Source organism: Ruoffia sp. FAM 24228 (assembly GCF_045528575.1).
GTDB classification, from domain to species: domain Bacteria; phylum Bacillota; class Bacilli; order Lactobacillales; family Aerococcaceae; genus Ruoffia; species Ruoffia halotolerans.
The window spans coordinates 1-17,973 of sequence record NZ_JBGQQZ010000051.1; the positions used below are offsets into that span (position 1 = coordinate 1).

Below are 17,973 nucleotides of genomic sequence, written 5' to 3' on the forward strand. Positions count from 1 at the left end.
GCCAAGTGAATTCTCCTTTTAGTAATGTATGGTAACTTTATTATATAGGAATTCACTGGCTTTTGTGTACATACAAAAAAAGGTGTCAGTGAGATTTCTCTCACCAACACCAAAAATTCAAGAACCTATTTATTCATAAAATTTTTAGATCAAAAAAGCGATTAGTATCTGAGACTAATCGCTTCTGATTATATGTAATTCTCTTAGTTTTATCTGTTACTAGTATTCTTTGCTATTTTTTGTGCAATTTGTGAAATCGTGAAATTTACTACAAAGTAAATTAAAGCTAACAACCCATATAATACAAACACTTGCGAAGTTGCGGTATATCTTCCCATCAGTATATTCGCTTTACCTAATATTTCTTGTAAGGCGAGTACGGACCATAGGAAACTCGTATCTTTTATCACTGTTACGAATTGTGACATAATCGCGGGTAACATATTTCTAATCGCTTGTGGAAGTATAATATGCCACATGATTTGCGAACTTGCTAATCCTTGTGATTCAGCTGCTTCAATCTCACCTTTAGCGACACTATTTAATCCACCTCGAATAATCTCAGCTAAGGCAGCTGTCGTAAAGATAGTAAAACTTGCAATACCTGCATCTACAGATTTTAATCGGAAAATTAAAAATATTACAAATATCCATAAGATATTCGGTACATTACGAACAATTTCAATATAGATCGTTGCGATCCATTTTAATAATCCTCTTTCCTGATTACGCATTATGGCGAGTATCGTTCCAAATATTGAACTTAAAAATATAGCGATAACAGAAATATAAAGCGTAAGATATAAACCCTCCAAAAGGAAAACCATATTGTTCACTGTAAATAATTCTTGCATTTGTTCCATGAAACTCATTCTGATCCTCCTCTACCTAGTGTAAGCTTTCTTATTCTTCTCTTCTAAACGAATAGATAATTGCGTAAGTGGGAAACATAGTAGGAAGTATAAAAAGGCAGCAAATGCAAAGGCTGGTACGTAATGTAAATTCATCGACGACCAACTATTGGCAGTAAACATAATATCTGCTCCAGAAATAATGGCAATAGCAGAAGTGTTTTTGATTAAGTTTACAACTTGATTTGTTAGCGCTGGTAACATAATCCTGAAAGCCTGTGGTAAAACTATTAACCACATACTTTCCCAAAAAGAAAAACCTTGGGATAGTGCTGCTTCCATTTGTCCTTTTGCCACCGAACCAATACCTGATCTTATAACTTCCGCAATATATGCTGCATGATAAAGACCTACACAAATAATACCAATAATATACGTGTCTAAAACAATCCCTACCATTGGCAAGCCATAATAAACAAAGAATATTTGAATTAATAAAGGTGTATTTTGAAATAATTCTACATAAATACGTGTGAATATTGAAAGTACTTTACTTCTTGATGAAGAACTAATTCCTAAAATCGTTCCTAATAGAAATGCGAATATTAAAGCACAAATCGAAATCCCAATAGTATAAATAAAGGCTTCCATGAAAAGGGGAATGTCTTCAAATAGATCACCCCAACGATACAACGCAAAGGGTCCTTCTTGTAACCACGAGATACCTGATAACACTGACATGCTTTCCCTCCTCTTATTAACCGTAAAGATGTGTGACATATGCATTAAAATACGTCACACACTTTAGGTTATGATTTTAAAATATATTATTCGCTTTCAGAACTAGTTGCTTCAACGCCATTCGTTTCAAGTAATTCAGCTAACGTACCGTCTTCTAACCAACCGTTAAGTAAATCATTTAAATAATTGTGTAATTCATCATTACTTAATTTCGTTGCGATTCCATATTCTTGTGGAGAAAAACCAATATCTAAAATTTGGTTATTATCATCAACATATCCAGCTAAAATTGATTTATCAACGGACATAGCGTCAATCCGTTTAGAAGTTAGGGCTGTTTTTAATTCTGGATAAGTAGCTAATTCACTAAATTTAACTGTGACACCTTGAGCATCAGCTTCCGCTTGAACTAAATCTTTCGTTGTTGCACTTTGAGGAACACCAATTGTTTTTCCTTCTAAACCAGCAAAATCAGTAATGCCATCCTCAGTACGAACTAAAAAGCCAACTTCATCAACAAAATATGGTTCAGTGAAGTTATAAGTTTCCTTACGTTCCGGTGTAATTGTAAATGTCGCAATCACTGCGTCTACTTCACCGTTATCTAATAAAGGTCCACGTGTTTTAGGTGTTACACCAGTAAATTCAATATTATCTGCACTGCCTGTAATCTCTTCTGCGATAAGTTTTGCTAAATCAATTTCAAATCCTTCATGTTCTGTAGTATCAGGGTTTAAGAAGCCGAAATGAGGTACATCTTCTTTAATTCCTACTCTAAACACACCGGCATCTTTAATTGCTTGAACTTGAGCTGGCAGTTCTTCTTGAGCAAAAGCTGTATTAGGAGCGAATCCTCCAAGTAAGGTTGTTCCTAAAAGTGATAATGCAACTAATTTATTTTTCCAGTTTTTCATTGTTTATTCTCCTTTTTGATTAAGCATGTTTAATAATTTTACTTAAAAATTCTTTTGCACGGTGATTTTGTGTTTGAGAAAAGAATTCATCGGGTGTACCCGTTTCAACTATTGAACCTTTATCCATAAAAATAATACGATCAGCAACTGATCTGGCAAAGCCCATCTCATGTGTCACAACCACCATAGTAATATTTAAATGTGACAAATCGATCATTACGTCTAACACTTCTTGAATCATTTCTGGGTCTAATGCTGAAGTTGGTTCGTCAAATAAGATAACCTCTGGATGCATATTTAATGCTCTCGCTATCGCGACACGTTGTTGTTGACCTCCAGAAAGTTGAGCAGGATAAGCATGGGCTTTATCTTCTAGGCCAACCCGTCTTAAATACTTCATTCCGGATTCTTCCGCCTGCTTTTTATCCACCTTTTGAACTTTGATGGGTGCTAAAGTTATATTCTCTAATATTGTTTTATGAGAATATAAATTAAAGTTTTGGAACACCATCGCAACTTTTTGTCGCACTTTCTGAATCGGTGCGTTTTTCTTTGTTAAATTAACATTGTAAACTTCAGCGACGCCATCAGTGACCTCTTCTAAACGATTCATACAACGTATTAATGTACTCTTTCCAGATCCAGAAGGCCCAATAATTACTACTTTCTCACCCTCTTCAATATCCAGATTGATATTTTTTAGTACGTGATTATCTCCGAAATACTTATTGACGTCTTTCATATGTATCATTTTTTCACATCCTTTCTCAAAGCTATTAAAGCTTAATTAGAAGATTATCATAAAATATTTATTAAAACTAGTATTATTTTTACTTTTATTTAATGTTATTTTTAATTTATCACAAGTTTTCAACTGTTTTTCTTCTGTTTTAATATACGTGTCATGTCATATTATGTAACATGGCTTGCAATAATAAAAAGTTTCAAAATTCTTTATTTAATTGCGTTAAATACTGATTCGAAAGCTATTTCATTCTTTATTTAAATCATAGTAAAAAATTTATACTTGCTCTTATTTTTCTGAATTGTTATATTTCCTAATAATTTTATGATTTATTACAATAATATGTAAGCTTCTTTTTTTAAAAAAAAATAAAAAAATTTCCATATATTTAATATGGAAATTTTTAATTACTTATTTATTTTTAATTTTATTTTATTGAAAAACGATCTGCTAATAACTCTAAAGCTTTGATTCGATTTTCGATTTTTGGCAATAATGGAATGATTAATACTTCATCCGCTTGAAATTGATTTACTAAATGATCCAATTGTTCCTTAACTGAATCAATATCTCCGACAACCATTCTTGTACGATTAGCTTGTACATTCTTTAAATCCTCTTGAGTAAATTGATAATTCTTTGCCGTTTCAACTGATGGAAATTGCTTAAATTCATCAAAGTGGTTTTTACCTAGTAACCAAACATCTAACGCTTTTTGAAGTTCTTTTGCTTCTGCATCTGTATCAGCTACAACGACAAATGGCGAGAACATGACGATTGGTTGCTCTACTGCTTTTGATGCTTTAAATTCACTTCTATATATTTCAGCCGCTTCTTTCCCAACATTCAATTTATCACTGCTTGCATTTGGAAATAAACCAAAAGTCAATCCAAGTCCATATTTAGCAGCGTTTTTTGCACCTCTAGTACTAGTTGTTAACTGGAACATCTGGGGCACTGTATCGACTTTAGGATTGGCCGTAATATCATTTAAACGATGATCAATGTCATTTGTATCTGTCACGTATTTATATAAATCTTGAATACTTTGATTATAAGGTAATTTTCGCTCTTTCGTTTCATTTAATGCTTTGTTAACTAAATTAGTTCCTAAAGAATTACCGATACCTAAATCAATACGGTTTGGATGAAATGCTTCTAACATTCTAAAGTTTTCCGCCACTTTATATGGGCTGTAATGAGGTATCATCACGCCTCCTGATCCAATTCGGATTCTCTTTGTCGAATCAGCAATATGCATCATTAACATTTCAGGGGAACTACTTGCAAAAGCTGGAACATTATGATGTTCAGCCACCCAATAACGATGAAAACCTAATTTTTCTGCAACTTTCGCTAAGTCAGTGGATTCTTTTACCGCAGTTTGTGCATCTTTTAGTTCATCAATTTGAGCATAATCTAATACACTTAATTTAACCAATGATTTTCTCCTCTCAAATAACTGTTATAATTTATTATTATTACGGTATCATAATTATTATCTTTCTAATAGTGATTACCTTTAAAGTAGTCTACATCATGATTTTGTCTGTTATAGCATATAATATGCACTATGATATAATGACCTTATTAAACTTATGAAGGGGTCGTATCATGTACGTAATTGAACATATTCGAAACGGTGTTGAGGTGTTAGATCATGCTACTCAATTAGCTATGCATATTTATGCTTTAGAAAACATTAAGTTGGATGAATCCTTAGTTTTCCCATACCGACCAAGTGCTTCCGTCCAAATTGGAAAGTACCAAAATACCGTTGAAGAAGTAAACCAAGAATATATATCAAGAAACAATATTGATATTGTTAGACGAGAAACAGGTGGTGGTGCCATCTATATGGATAGAAACCATGCGAATTTTGTTTTTATAATAGACGATCCTTCTACAAATTTTGATGAAAATTTCGATCGTATTTATCAACCAACAATAGATGGATTAAAACAGTTAGGCGCTAAAAATGTCGGCCGTAAAGGTCGAAATGACCTTGAAATTGATGGTCAAAAGGTTTCCGGTGCAGCTGTCACTATTCAAAAAGGTCGATTATATGCGGGCTACTCTCTTCTACTAGATATAGATTTTGATGCTGTTGAAAATGCATTGCGGCCAAATCGCAAAAAAATAGAATCTAAAGGGATTAAGTCAGTGCGACGTCGTGTTACACCAATTCGTTCACATCTAGCCAAGGAATATCAAGATATCACAGTGGAAGATTTCGAAAAAACTATGTTAATGCATTTGTGTGGTGTTAATCATCCCGACGACATTAAGTATTACCGACTATCTGAGGAAGAATGGGCTGCCATTGATAAGATTGCTGAAGAAAAATTCGCTAATTGGGATTGGAATTATGGTAAATCGCCCCGTTACGATTATAATGCTGATGGCCGATTTGAAGGCGGAACGGTATCATTAACGCTTAGTGTAGATAAAGGGAGAATTCAAAAAATCCGTATTTATGGGGACTTTTTTGGAAAAGCTGATATAAAAGATATCGAAAATACTTTAATCGGAACACGTGTTGAACGTAAAGAATTATTAGAAGCTCTTACACCAATTGAACTTAATGAGTATTTTGGTAAGATTACAGCCGAAAATATCATTGATTTGATTTTAGAACAATAAACAGTATAAAACATAGTAAAAAGAGGCTATATCCAACGATACAGCCTCTTTATCTTAAATTATGTATTCTACTCTAAGAAATCTTTTAATTGCTTAGAACGGCTTGGGTGGCGTAATTTACGCAATGCTTTTGCTTCAATTTGCCGAATACGTTCACGTGTCACGCCAAAAACTTTACCTACTTGTTCTAAAGTGCGAATATTCCCGTCATCTAAACCAAAACGAAGACGTAATACATTCTCTTCACGATCGGTTAATGTATCTAGGACATCTTCCAATTGTTCTCTTAATAAAGAACTTGAAGTAAATGCTTCTGGACTCATAGCCCCTTCATCTTCAATGAAATCACCTAAATGAGAGTCATCTTCTTCACCAATCGGTGTCTCAAGGGAAACAGGTTCTTGAGCAATCTTGAGAATTTCACGGACTTTTTCAGTCGGTAAATCCATTTCGGCACCAATTTCTTCTGGAGTCGGTTCTCTACCTAAATCTTGTAATAATGTTCTTTGTACACGTACTAATTTATTAATAGTTTCTACCATATGTACAGGAATACGAATTGTTCTTGCTTGGTCAGCAATCGCTCTTGTGATTGCTTGACGAATCCACCACGTAGCATAGGTAGAGAATTTAAATCCTTTATGGTAGTCAAATTTATCAACAGCTTTCATTAATCCCATATTACCTTCTTGAATTAAATCTAAGAAAGACATACCACGCCCAACATAACGCTTTGCAATCGATACAACTAAACGTAAGTTTGCTTCTGCTAATTCTTGTTTAGCTAAGTCATCGCCATCTTCAATTCGTTTTGCAATGGAAACTTCTTCATCTGCTGTAAGTAAATCAACGCGTCCAATTTCTTTTAAGTACATACGAACTGGATCGCTTACTTTGATTTTAGATACAGCTGCTGAAGACGCTGTTGTTGACTTGTCCCCTTCTTCTGCTCGTACCATTTGTTGTTTAGTTGGTCCACCATCGTCACCAACGACCGCAATACCACTATCTTCAACTTGTTGAATTAATTTATCAATAGCATTTGCATCCAATTCGTATGGACTAGCAATTGATTTTGTTAATTCATCATAATGAATTTGACCTAACGTTCTCTTTTCAGCAATTAATTGTTTCGTTGCTTGTTCTAACGTAAGTGATAACTCGTTACTTCTTTCTTCTTTTACATGCTCTTGTTGAGGATCTTTTTGCTCGATTGTTTTTCCATCTTGCTGTTGTTGCTGTTCTTCTTGAACTTGATCTTTTTCAGTCATATAAGTAAGCCCCCTAAATTTCTTTAATCTGACGCGTTAAATTCATGATTCTTGTTAAAGTATGATTCATTTCTGAATAATCTTGTTGTTTTTGATATTGAACAACTTTCTTTCTTAATTCATTGATCTCTTGTTGAATAAATTCTTGCTGTAAAACTTTGAAGCAATCATCTAACAGTTGTCGAGTAAAATCGAATAATTCTTGTTCCCACATTAACGAAGTTAAAAAATGACTTACTTGGGTATCGTTTATTCTATCAATGATACCAGTGAGTGGCAAATGATTTCCTTCGTAATAATATCGATCTAGCTCAAAAAATGCTTTACTTGTAAAATCATGAAAAAATACTGGAGGATTACTTAATTCTTCCATATAATCCCATGCCTCTTCGAAATAAATCAAATAGAATATAATTTGCTTTTCACTATTAAATGCTCGTTTTGATTTAATTTGCAAAGCAGATTCTTGTGTTATAAATTGTTCATTTGAAAAACTAGCTTGAGGTGGTTCCACACTATTATATTGCTCAGTGGGTTGCTTGTAATTATTCGGTCGAATATCACGAGCACGATTGACCTGTTCGGTAATGATTGCCTCCGAAAGATGATACTCATTCACTAAATCATTAATTCTTAATTGTTGTTCAATAGGTGATTTGATTTGGCTAATTAATTCGATAACTTTTTCAATATATTGTGCAAGTTCATATTCATCGTTTAAATTGTAATCTTTCTTAAAAAAATCTCGATTAAACTCAAATTGTGAAATGCTTTGATTAATTAATTGTTGGAAACTATCTTTCCCGTGTTCCTTAATCCATTCATCAGGATCAAGTTTATTAGGTATCTGAATTGCTTTGATTTCTGCATTCGTTATACCTTGAGCTGTCTGAAAAGCTCGACTCGTTGCTTTTTGTCCAGCATCATCGCCATCAAAGGCAAAAATTAAAGTGTTCGTCATTTTACTTAATTGTTTTAAGTGATCCTCCGACAAACTTGTCCCCATCGAAGCAACCACATTCTCATATCCTGCTTGATATAAACTAATGACGTCCATGTAACCTTCTGCAATTAACACTTTATTCTGATTGCGAATGGGTAATCTAGCGTTGTCTAAATTATAAATTAACTTACCTTTTTTAAAGATATTTGTCTCAGGTGAGTTTAAATACTTGGCCGACTTTTCACTATTCTCTTGAAACACACGTCCAGAAAACGCTACAACATCTCCTCTACTATTACGAAGAGGAATCATAATTCGATTACGAAAACGATCAATTAATTCACCAGAGTCAGCCATATAAAAAATACCTGAATCTACTAGCTGTTCGGATGTAAAACCTGCCTTTTGTAAATATTGGACTAATAATTGTGAGTTATTTGGCGCTAAGCCAAATTGAAACACTTCTAACACTTCTTTTGTTAGCTGTCTTTGAATTAAATAATCAAAAGCTTCTGCACCATTATTTGTGCTCATTAAGTAGTAGTGGTAAAAATCATTTGCTTTTTCGTGTATATCATATAAATAACTAAATTCTTGCTGCTTTGAAGGTTGAGCTTGAATATATTTTTCATCAACCGTAATATTCGCAAACTCAGCTGCTTTTGCTACAGATTCAGTAAAAGAAATACCTTCAATTTCTTGTAGAAAACCAAAGATATTCCCCCCTCTCCCACAACTAAAACACTTATAAATTTGCTTCGGCTGTGAAACTGAAAAAGAAGGATTGTTATCCTCATGAAAAGGACATGAGGCCATGTAGTTTGTCCCACGCTTATTCAATTGAACATATTGTCCAATAAGTTCGACGATATCAACATTACTTTTAACCTCGTTGATAACTTCCTCTGGAATATAACTCAATTGAAATCACCTCTATTATTTCGAGTTAATTAGTGTAACTTTTGCTTGGTTTTGCCATGTATAACAGAATCGCACCGATAATAAATTGCACAATTAGAGCAAACAATCCTTTTAAAGAATCGCCTGTTATCTGCGCTACAACTCCTAAAATAGTCGTTCCTAATACGGAAGAGAACTTCCCGAAAATATTATAGAAACCATAAAACTGATTACTTTTCTCTCTAGGAATAATCTGACCAAAGTAAGAGCGACTCAAACCTTGAATTCCACCTTGAGCCGTTCCGACTAGCACAGCTAAAATCATAAAATCGGTAAATGAATCTAAACTTAATCCGAAAATACAAATAACTATATAAGTAGCAATACCAACAAATAACATTGTTCTAGTGCCAAAACGTCTAGCTAAATACCCGTACATAATAGAACATGGGAATGCTACGATTTGAACGACTAGCAACATGATGATAAGTTCATTTGCTGATAAGCCTAAATCTGTACCTACTGAAGTGGCCATCGCAATGATTGTTCCGACACCATCTATATAAAAGAAATAACCAAGTAAAAACAAATAGATATGTGGATATTTCTTTAATTCTTTTACAGTAGCAGTTAATGATTTCACCGTCGTTTGAATAATACCTTCAGTTTTTTCTAAGTAATTCACTTGATTTACATTCTTCCAATATGGAATTGTAAAGATAAACCACCATGCAGCTGTAAGGAAGAATCCAATATTAACAGTGACATTCGCAGGAAATATCCCTGTTAATTGGAACACCATAAATATTAAAAAGGGAAATACGCTACCGATATAACCTAAACCAAAGCCAGTTGAACTGACTTGATCTAGTCGTTCCGGTGTTGTTACATCCATAATCGAACTATCATAGAATATATTAGCTACGTGAAAACCAAATGAAGAAATCGTATAAACAACTAATAATAAAAACCAGTTACCATTTCCAATAAACATCATTGAAAATACAGCAATTATACCTAAGAGTGTTGAAATAGTGAATAAAGGTTTTCGATACCCTTTATAATCAGCACTCGTCCCAAGAAAAGGGGCTAAAACAGCTGTTAGAACTGTTGCAATCGCATTGGTATATCCAAGGTAAGCTGTTGAGTCTGCCCCACTTATACCTCCTGCATCCGCAACAGACTTATAAAAAATTGGGAATATAGCTGTTGTTATCATTAAGGAATAGGCTGAGTTTGCCCAATCTTGAAACATCCAACTCCACTCTGCTTTATTAAACTGACCTTTAAGTTGTTTAAACATTGTATTCTCCTGTTCTCTTGTTAGTTGATTTGACTTTCAATTACTTCCCAAATATCTTCTTTCCCTTCGGCTGTTTCAGAAGAGAATAAAAACAATGCATCACTCGTTGGTAATTCTAACTTTTTAGTGTACATCGAAATATGTTTATTTCGTTGGCTTCTTTTAATTTTATCAACTTTTGTTAAAACAATCGCATATGGAATGTCTAATTCATCAGCAAATTCTTTCATTTGAATGTCTAATTCTGTCGGTTCATGACGAAAGTCCATTAATAACAAGAGAGTTACTAAGTTGTCTCGGTTTGTTAAGTATTCAGTTATCATTTTAGCCCAACTAGCACGATCAGTTTTGGATACTTTCGCATACCCGTAACCAGGAACATCTACAAATCTGAACTTATCATCCATATTATAGAAATTTAACGTTTGAGTTTTCCCTGGTTGCCCAGATGTTCTAGCTAAGCCTTTTCTCTCAATTAATGTATTAATAAATGAAGATTTACCTACATTGGATCTTCCTGCTAAAGCGATTTCTGGTTTATCCATAGATGGATACTGTTCAAGCTTTACTGCAGTTATTTCGAGTTTTGGATTTTGTACTTTCATATTATGCTGCCTCGCTTTTATGAAATTTTTCGATTGTCATTACTATAATATTCAGGTTTATGCGCACCTTCGACATTTTCCTTCGTAATAATTATCTTAGCGATATCTTCACGACTCGGCACTTCGTACATAATTTCTAACATCACATTCTCGATGATTGATCTTAAACCACGTGCACCAGTTCCGCGTTCAAGCGCTTGTTGAGCAATTGCTTTTAATGCCTCTTCTTCAAATTCAAGTACTACATTATCCATTGATAATTGTTTTTTATATTGTTTAACAAGTGCATTTTTTGGTTTTGTTAGAATTGAAATTAAATCTTCTTCTGTTAACTTCTCTAAAGCTGCTGTGATAGGGATACGTCCAATGAATTCTGGGATTAATCCGAACTTAAGTAAATCTTCAGAAGTTACTTGTTGCATTAAACTTTTCGTTTCATCAATTTTTCCAGTTGTTTTACCAAAACCAATGACTTTACTGCCTAATCTTTCTTTTACAATCGTTTCGATCCCATCAAAGGCACCCCCAACGATGAATAAGATGTTCTTAGTATCTAATTTTAAGAATTCTTGATTTGGATGTTTGCGTCCACCTTTAGGAGGTATATTTGCTTCTGTACCTTCTAATATTTTTAATAAGGCTTGTTGGACACCTTCACCACTGACATCCCGTGTAATTGAAACATTTTCACTTTTTCTAGATATTTTATCAATTTCATCAATGTAGATAATACCTTTTTCTGCACGTTCAATATCATAATCTGCGGCTTGAACTAATTTTAATAGAACGTTCTCAACATCTTCCCCTACATAACCTGCTTCAGTTAGTGTGGTTGCATCAGCAATCGCAAATGGAACATTTAATGTTTTTGCCATTGTTTGTGCTAAGAAAGTCTTACCTGATCCTGTCGGCCCAATTAAAGCGATGTTACTTTTTTGTAACTCCACTTCATCATCAACCATCATATTCTGGTTCACTCTTTTATAATGATTATAAACAGCAACAGAAAGTGATTTTTTAGCTGCATCTTGTCCGATAACATAATCATCTAAAACGTCTTTAATTTCGCTAGGAATTAGCATTTTTACAGGTTCATGAGTTCTTTCACTTTTCAGTTCTTCATCGATAATGTTTTTACATAATTCGACACACTCATCACAAATATATACATCTGGTCCTGCAACAATTTTATTAACCTCATCTTGTGATTTTCCACAAAATGAACAATAGAAATTAGTCATATCCGATGTTTTTTTTGCCATTTATTATCCTCCTTAATTTTCTTTAAAAATATAAATAACATCAAAAGAGAGGGATGCAAAGAAGCCCCAAATTAAACACTAGTGACTCTTGCAATCCCTCTATAATATTAATCTTTAATCCTTATTATCTTACTTTTCTTCTGCAGAGTCAACAATGATGCTCATTGCTTTTTTCATCTTGATATCTGAATCTAACATGTCGTCAGATACAAATCCACGAACTTGGTCAACTTCCATACCATATTGTTCAGCAAGAGATTCTACTTCTCCTTCTTTTTCTTCGTCGCTTACTTCAAGGTTTTCAGCTTTAACGATAGCTTCTAATACTAAGTTTGTCTTAGTACGTAATTCAGCTTCTTCTTCGAATTGATCATGTAAGTCTTGAGATGTTGTACCAGTAATTTGGTAGTACATTTCAGGTTGAATACCTTGACGGCTTAAGTTATTTAAGAAGTAATCCATTTGACGGTGAATTTCTTCATGAACCATTGCCCATGGAACGCCACCTTCAACTTCTGCATTGTCAACAGCTTGGCGTAAAGCTAAGTCTTCAAAGATGTCTTTAGCTGCTTGTTGTTTTTCTTCTTCTAATTGAACACGAATTTTGTTCTCTAATTCTGCTAAAGTTTCAACTTCGTCATCAACGTCTTTAGCGAATTCATCATCTAATTCAGGTAATTCAGTAGCTTTAACTTCGTGTACTGTTACTTTGAACACAGCTTCTTTACCAGCTAATTCTTCAGCTTGGTATTCTTCTGGGAAAGTAACATTAACATCTAAGTTATCGCCAGCTTTAGTTCCAACTAATTGCTCTTCGAAACCAGGAATAAATGAATTTGATCCTAATTCTAATGAATGATTTTCTGCTTTACCACCATCGAATGCTTCAGTATCTACGAAACCTTCGTAATCGATAACTACAGTATCTCCTTCAACCGCTTCTGAATCTTTAACAACTAATTCAGCTAATTTCTCTTGGCGAGATTTGATTGCGTTTTGAACATCTTCATCAGTTACTTCAGTATCTTGTTTTTCTACTGATAATCCTTTATATTCACCAAGTTGAACATCTGGTTTTAATGTAACCTCTGCTTTCATTACCCAAGGTTCTTTTTTACCGATTGTTTCGATATCAAGTTTTGGTTGTCCAACCACATCTAAACCTGCTTCTTTAACTGCAGCTTCATATGCATCTGGTAATACAGCGTTTAAAGCTTCATCATATAATGCTTCTTCACCATATACGTTTTTAAAAATCTGACGTGGAACTTTCCCTTTACGGAAACCTGGAACTGATACAGTTTTTTGTACTTTTTTAAAGGCTTGGTCTAATCCTTTTTTTACTTCCTCTTGAGGAATTTCAAAAGTTAATGTACCTTCATTGCCTGTTGTTTTTTCAAAATTTGTAGTCATTAAGTTAACCCTCCAACACTTCTTGTTTTACATACCTTTGTATTCTAACCGAAAATTGCCCTTTTGTAAACTGTTTTACTCAATAATTCGTACAGATATAGCCTATGCAAATCTTTTTTCCATATAATATCACATATTATTCATGTTTCAACATGTAACTTATGATAATATACTATCTATGTTTGAATAATTGTTTATTATTTTTGTCAATTGGATTAATTTTATGTTTTATCTCTATTTTACCTATCTAACAGTTTAATTATTAGTTATAATGAAAAATAGTGATAAGGAGTGACATCATGGTGAAATATCCAATGGGACATGGTCCTAAAAAACAAATCAAATTAAAACGAAACAAGAGAATAAACTATGGAAGTCGAGGTATGTCTCTAGAAGAACGCTTGAATAAAAGTAATGAGTATTACCTGACTCATAACTTAGCAGTCATTCATAAAAAACCCACTCCGATTCAAGTTGTTCGAGTGGATTATCCAAGACGAAGTGCTGCTCGGATCACAGAAGCATATTACCGTCATGCTTCAACGACGGATTATAATGGCGTATATCAAGGCAAGTACATTGATTTTGAAGCGAAGGAAACTAAAAACAAAACAAGCTTTCCTTTATCTAATTTACCAGAACATCAACGAGAACACATGCTTTCTTGTTTAGATCAAGGCGGTATCGCCTTTTTAATTGTATCTTTTAGTGAATTAGATGAAATTTATTTACTACCTTATCAATACATACATCAATATATAAATAATAATGACAAACAAAGTCTAACTTATGATTTTATCAAGGAGAATGGGTATGAATGCCCTACTGGTATTTTTCCGATGATTGATTACTTAAAGGCTCTTGATGAATACTTGTTAGAAAATAATTAAAGTTACTTTGTAGAAAGGATGTCGTAAATGGCAACTGGAAGTCGTGTAGAACGCAAAAAATATAGAAATAAAAAAAATAATAAAGGAAACAAAAATAAACGCAATCGAAAACCGAAAAAAATCGTCAAACGAATTTTCATTTTACTCATTATGCTATTTTTCATTGCTGTCATTGGAGGAGCGGGGGTTTTCGGCTATTACGCAATGAATTCTCCTGAAATTAGCTTCAGTGATTTGCAAGGTCAAGTTTCGAGTAAGATTTATGATAAGTCTGGTGACTTAGTTAAAGAACTTGGAGGTCTAAATAAAGATGTCATGGAAGCATCGGAAATCCCACAAGTATTAGAAGATGCGGTTATCGCTATTGAAGATACTCGTTTTTATAATCATAATGGCGTTGACCCGATAAGAATTGTTGGTTCACTAATTGCAAACCTTCGAGCTGGAGGAATTGTTCAAGGTGGTAGTACTATTACTCAACAATTAGTAAAACTATCTGTATTCTCAACTGATTTCCAAGACCAAACATTAGAACGTAAATCTCAAGAAGCTTGGCTCGCAATGCAGATTGAACAAGAATATAATAAAGAGGAGATATTAACTTTATATTTAAATAAACTATTCTATTCAAATAATGTCTATGGTGCCAAAACAGCTGCTAAAGAATTCTTCGGAAAAGATATTCAAGAAATTAATTTAGCTGAAGCTGCCCTTTTGGCTGGTCTTCCTCAAGCACCTTCTAATTATGATCCTTATACAAATCCTGCTGAAGCTAAAGAACGTCGAGATTTAGTATTAGCAGTTATGTTAGATCGAGAAATGATTTCCCAACAACAATATGATGAAGCTGTTAATACGGCGATTGAATCAATGTTAGTTCCCTTATCTAACAGCTCAACAAATAAAGTTGATTTAGTCATTGATGCTTACTTAGATGTTGTCGCACAAGAAGCGCAAGATAAGATGAACATCAATATCTATACTGATGGCGTTGAAGTCTATACGAATATGGACTATCAAGCTCAAGAAAAACTTTACGATACAGTGAATAATAATGAAGCGGTTGTCTTCCCTGATGATCAAATGCAAACGGCTGCTTCTATTGTAGATGTGGATAATGGTCAATTAGTGGCCCTGATCGGTGGTCGTAAACAAGAAGTTGCGATGGGCTTAAACCGTGCAAATACATTGAATCGCTCAATTGGTTCAACTATGAAACCTTTATCAGCCTATGGACCAGCCCTAGAATACTTAAACTTCTCTACAGGTACATTGGTTGTTGATGAGCCGTATACCTATTCAAGCGGTCAAGAATTTTATAACTATGACTTTGAATATGAAGGTAATATGACACTTCGTGAAGCTTTAGCCGGCTCACGTAACATTCCAGCTTTAAAAGTACTTCAAGCTGTTGGATTAGATAATGCCTATGCCTTTTTACAAAAGATGGATATCAATATCCTCAATGACAACAAACGTGAATTAGTCGAAGCGAATGCCCTAGGTGGAGGTATTACACCTATTCAATTATCAGCAGCCTATGCTGCCATCGCAAATTATGGTGAATACAATAAGCCATATACGGTGAATCGTGTTATTACTTCTGCTGGTACTGAAGAAATATTCGAAACTGAAACGCGTCAAGCAATGAAAGATACTACTGCTTATATGCTAACAGACATTCTCAAAGGTGTGCCTGGTGTATTTGCTAGTAGTTCTGATATTGAAGGTATTTACCATGCTGGTAAAACTGGAACAACGAATTATACAGAAGATCAGTTAGCAGCTCTTGGTTTAGACCAAGGAACATATGCTGCTCCTGATGGTTGGTATGTCGGAATGAGTCCTCAGTATTCAATTAGTTCTTGGGTAGGTTATGATAATCCAAATGAACCTGGTAATTACTTAACGCTTGAAGAAACTGCCATTCCTCAGCATATCTATCGTGAAATGATGACTTATCTAATGACTGATGTACCAGTAACAGATTGGGAGAAACCAGAAAGTATAGTTGAAGTAGAAATTGAAAAATATACTGATCCAATTTTATTACCGGGACCATATACTCCTGCAGAAGCTAAATCGAACGAATTATTTATTAGAGGTCAGGAACCTACAGAACAATCACTCGCTTATGGTCGTTATATTAATCCACCAACTGGATTTTACGCAGAATATGATCAAGAGAATAAAGTAATTAATGCTCAATGGGGGCCATTGACTGAATCTGGACAGTTCGAATTATCTGTAAACGGACAAGTTGTTTACACCGGAACGAATACTGCATTCCAAATTCCTGCAGAAAGTGATGGAGAATATGTCTTAAGATTACGAATCGTTGATGGTAATAGTAGTTCTGACGTGATGGTTATTACACTAACGCTAACAACTCAGGAAGATTCTTCCGGGGATGAATCTGAAAGTGAAGATGAGACAACTTCTTCCGACGATGAATCAGAAGAATCTACACCAGAAGGAACAGAGACTGAATCTGGACCAAATGGGAATGAATTACCTGAAGAAAATTCAAGTGTTTTCAGTACAGAATCTGAATCAGAAAATAATCCATTGTAACAAAAAGAGTGAATGAGAATAAAAATCTCATTCACTCTTTTTTTGCTTTTATGGTGACAACCATCGACCAATTTGTTGGTCGGAATGATAAACAGCCTTATCTTTATCTTCTTCACTTACTTCAAGGTCACTTAAACTTTCCGGAACCAAATATGATTCTAAAAATATTGAGGATGGATTAATAAATCCAATAGTTTCAAACTGTTGATCATTTAAATGATATTGAACTCCTACTCTATGTGGTTCATTGACTTGATCAGAGAAACTTAATAGACGTTGAGAAGTATAGTATATATTTCCTTTAGCTTCTATATAATAATATGTACCATCACTCCCCTTGTATTCAACCTCTTCAGTTAATTGTTCTGCATCGTAAAATGGGAGTGCCTCAAAATATTTCTTCATATATCCTTGCTTATAAAGTGACAGTTCCGAATAGGGATAAGGAAAGTCAAAAAATATTTTCTTCTCATATTTGCGATTAGCAGCATTAATATAACTATTCAAAGAAATCATTACATGATGTTCTTCGTACCCTCGGTAGACAAACACACCTGTTATAAACCAGAAAATAATCGTTACTAAAGCGATAACTTGTACGATTCTTTTTTTAATATAAGCAATTGAAGCAAAAAATATTATACCTAATACGCAACTGATTGTGACAAAAATCCACATATCATTAAAATAAAACTGTTCCATTGCAAGCCATTGTTCAAACATTTTGACGTCCCCATTCTAAAGTCATTTAATTTATCTAGTATAATTTTATAACTATATGATATAATAATGGGAGCGTCAAGAAGTTTGTGTAAATAAAGAATTCCTTCTGTAAAAAAATCAGCTCTCTGCTAGTGTTCCAAACATTTCCCATAGCTCTGCTTCAGCTTGCTGGAAACCGCGGTGGCTTCGGGTTAA

Annotated in this window: 15 protein-coding genes; 3 read left to right on the forward strand and 12 right to left on the reverse strand. The window is 34.0% G+C overall.

The annotated features are described in order from the left end of the window. Positions 1-209 precede the first annotated feature (209 nt). From ACEN33_RS09040 to ACEN33_RS09060, 5 genes are all read right to left on the reverse strand, one after another. Positions 210-854 (reverse strand): amino acid ABC transporter permease, encoded by a 645-nt coding sequence (locus ACEN33_RS09040; protein WP_407090644.1) that lies wholly within the window; start codon positions 852-854, stop codon positions 210-212. Between the two features lie 30 nt (positions 855-884). Continuing rightward, the gene (locus tag ACEN33_RS09045; RefSeq protein WP_407090642.1) at positions 885-1,592 is read right to left on the reverse strand and encodes an amino acid ABC transporter permease; all 708 of its coding nucleotides are present in this window, start codon (positions 1,590-1,592) and stop codon (positions 885-887) included. Between the two features lie 86 nt (positions 1,593-1,678). Further along, positions 1,679-2,506, reverse strand: coding sequence for a transporter substrate-binding domain-containing protein (locus tag ACEN33_RS09050; RefSeq protein ID WP_407090641.1), 828 nt, complete (start codon positions 2,504-2,506; stop codon positions 1,679-1,681). A gap of 19 nt (positions 2,507-2,525) precedes the next feature. Beyond that, on the reverse strand, positions 2,526-3,257 hold the full coding sequence (locus tag ACEN33_RS09055) for an amino acid ABC transporter ATP-binding protein (protein ID WP_407090640.1): 732 nt from the start codon (positions 3,255-3,257) through the stop codon (positions 2,526-2,528). Between the two features lie 421 nt (positions 3,258-3,678). Next, positions 3,679-4,692 carry an LLM class flavin-dependent oxidoreductase gene (locus ACEN33_RS09060; RefSeq protein ID WP_407094902.1) on the reverse strand — a complete coding sequence of 338 codons (1,014 nt, stop codon included), beginning with the start codon at positions 4,690-4,692 and terminating at the stop codon, positions 3,679-3,681. A gap of 173 nt (positions 4,693-4,865) precedes the next feature. On the opposite strand from ACEN33_RS09060, the gene ACEN33_RS09065 reads away from it, so the two are divergent. Continuing rightward, positions 4,866-5,894 carry a lipoate--protein ligase gene (locus tag ACEN33_RS09065; RefSeq protein WP_407090638.1) on the forward strand — a complete coding sequence of 343 codons (1,029 nt, stop codon included), beginning with the start codon at positions 4,866-4,868 and terminating at the stop codon, positions 5,892-5,894. Between the two features lie 68 nt (positions 5,895-5,962). Here the strand turns inward: ACEN33_RS09065 and rpoD are convergent, their stop codons facing one another. The 6 genes from rpoD to tig form a co-directional block, all read right to left on the reverse strand. After that, on the reverse strand, positions 5,963-7,165 hold the full coding sequence (gene rpoD, locus ACEN33_RS09070; RefSeq protein WP_407090637.1) for an RNA polymerase sigma factor RpoD: 1,203 nt from the start codon (positions 7,163-7,165) through the stop codon (positions 5,963-5,965). Between the two features lie 13 nt (positions 7,166-7,178). Further along, entirely contained in the window at positions 7,179-9,029 is a 1,851-nt protein-coding gene (dnaG, locus tag ACEN33_RS09075) for a DNA primase (RefSeq protein ID WP_407090636.1), read from the reverse strand. Between the two features lie 25 nt (positions 9,030-9,054). Further along, positions 9,055-10,311 (reverse strand): MFS transporter, encoded by a 1,257-nt coding sequence (locus ACEN33_RS09080; RefSeq protein ID WP_407090635.1) that lies wholly within the window; start codon positions 10,309-10,311, stop codon positions 9,055-9,057. A gap of 20 nt (positions 10,312-10,331) precedes the next feature. Continuing rightward, a complete protein-coding gene (gene yihA / locus ACEN33_RS09085; protein ID WP_407090634.1) occupies positions 10,332-10,916 on the reverse strand; it encodes a ribosome biogenesis GTP-binding protein YihA/YsxC in 585 nt (194 codons plus the stop codon). Positions 10,917-10,933: 17 nt separating this feature from the next. Then, a complete protein-coding gene (clpX, locus tag ACEN33_RS09090; RefSeq protein WP_407090633.1) occupies positions 10,934-12,178 on the reverse strand; it encodes an ATP-dependent Clp protease ATP-binding subunit ClpX in 1,245 nt (414 codons plus the stop codon). A gap of 129 nt (positions 12,179-12,307) precedes the next feature. Beyond that, positions 12,308-13,591, reverse strand: a complete 1,284-nt coding sequence (gene tig / locus ACEN33_RS09095; protein ID WP_407090632.1) for a trigger factor — start codon at positions 13,589-13,591, stop codon at positions 12,308-12,310. A gap of 296 nt (positions 13,592-13,887) precedes the next feature. Here tig and recU point away from each other — a divergent pair, with 296 nt between their 5' ends. After that, the gene (gene recU, locus ACEN33_RS09100; RefSeq protein ID WP_407090643.1) at positions 13,888-14,481 is read left to right on the forward strand and encodes a Holliday junction resolvase RecU; all 594 of its coding nucleotides are present in this window, start codon (positions 13,888-13,890) and stop codon (positions 14,479-14,481) included. 27 nt (positions 14,482-14,508) lie between these two features. Continuing rightward, entirely contained in the window at positions 14,509-17,055 is a 2,547-nt protein-coding gene (locus ACEN33_RS09105) for a PBP1A family penicillin-binding protein (RefSeq protein WP_407094903.1), read from the forward strand. Between the two features lie 48 nt (positions 17,056-17,103). On the opposite strand, the gene ACEN33_RS09110 is transcribed toward ACEN33_RS09105, so the two are convergent. Then, a complete protein-coding gene (locus ACEN33_RS09110; RefSeq protein WP_407094904.1) occupies positions 17,104-17,778 on the reverse strand; it encodes a hypothetical protein in 675 nt (224 codons plus the stop codon). Positions 17,779-17,973 lie beyond the last annotated feature (195 nt).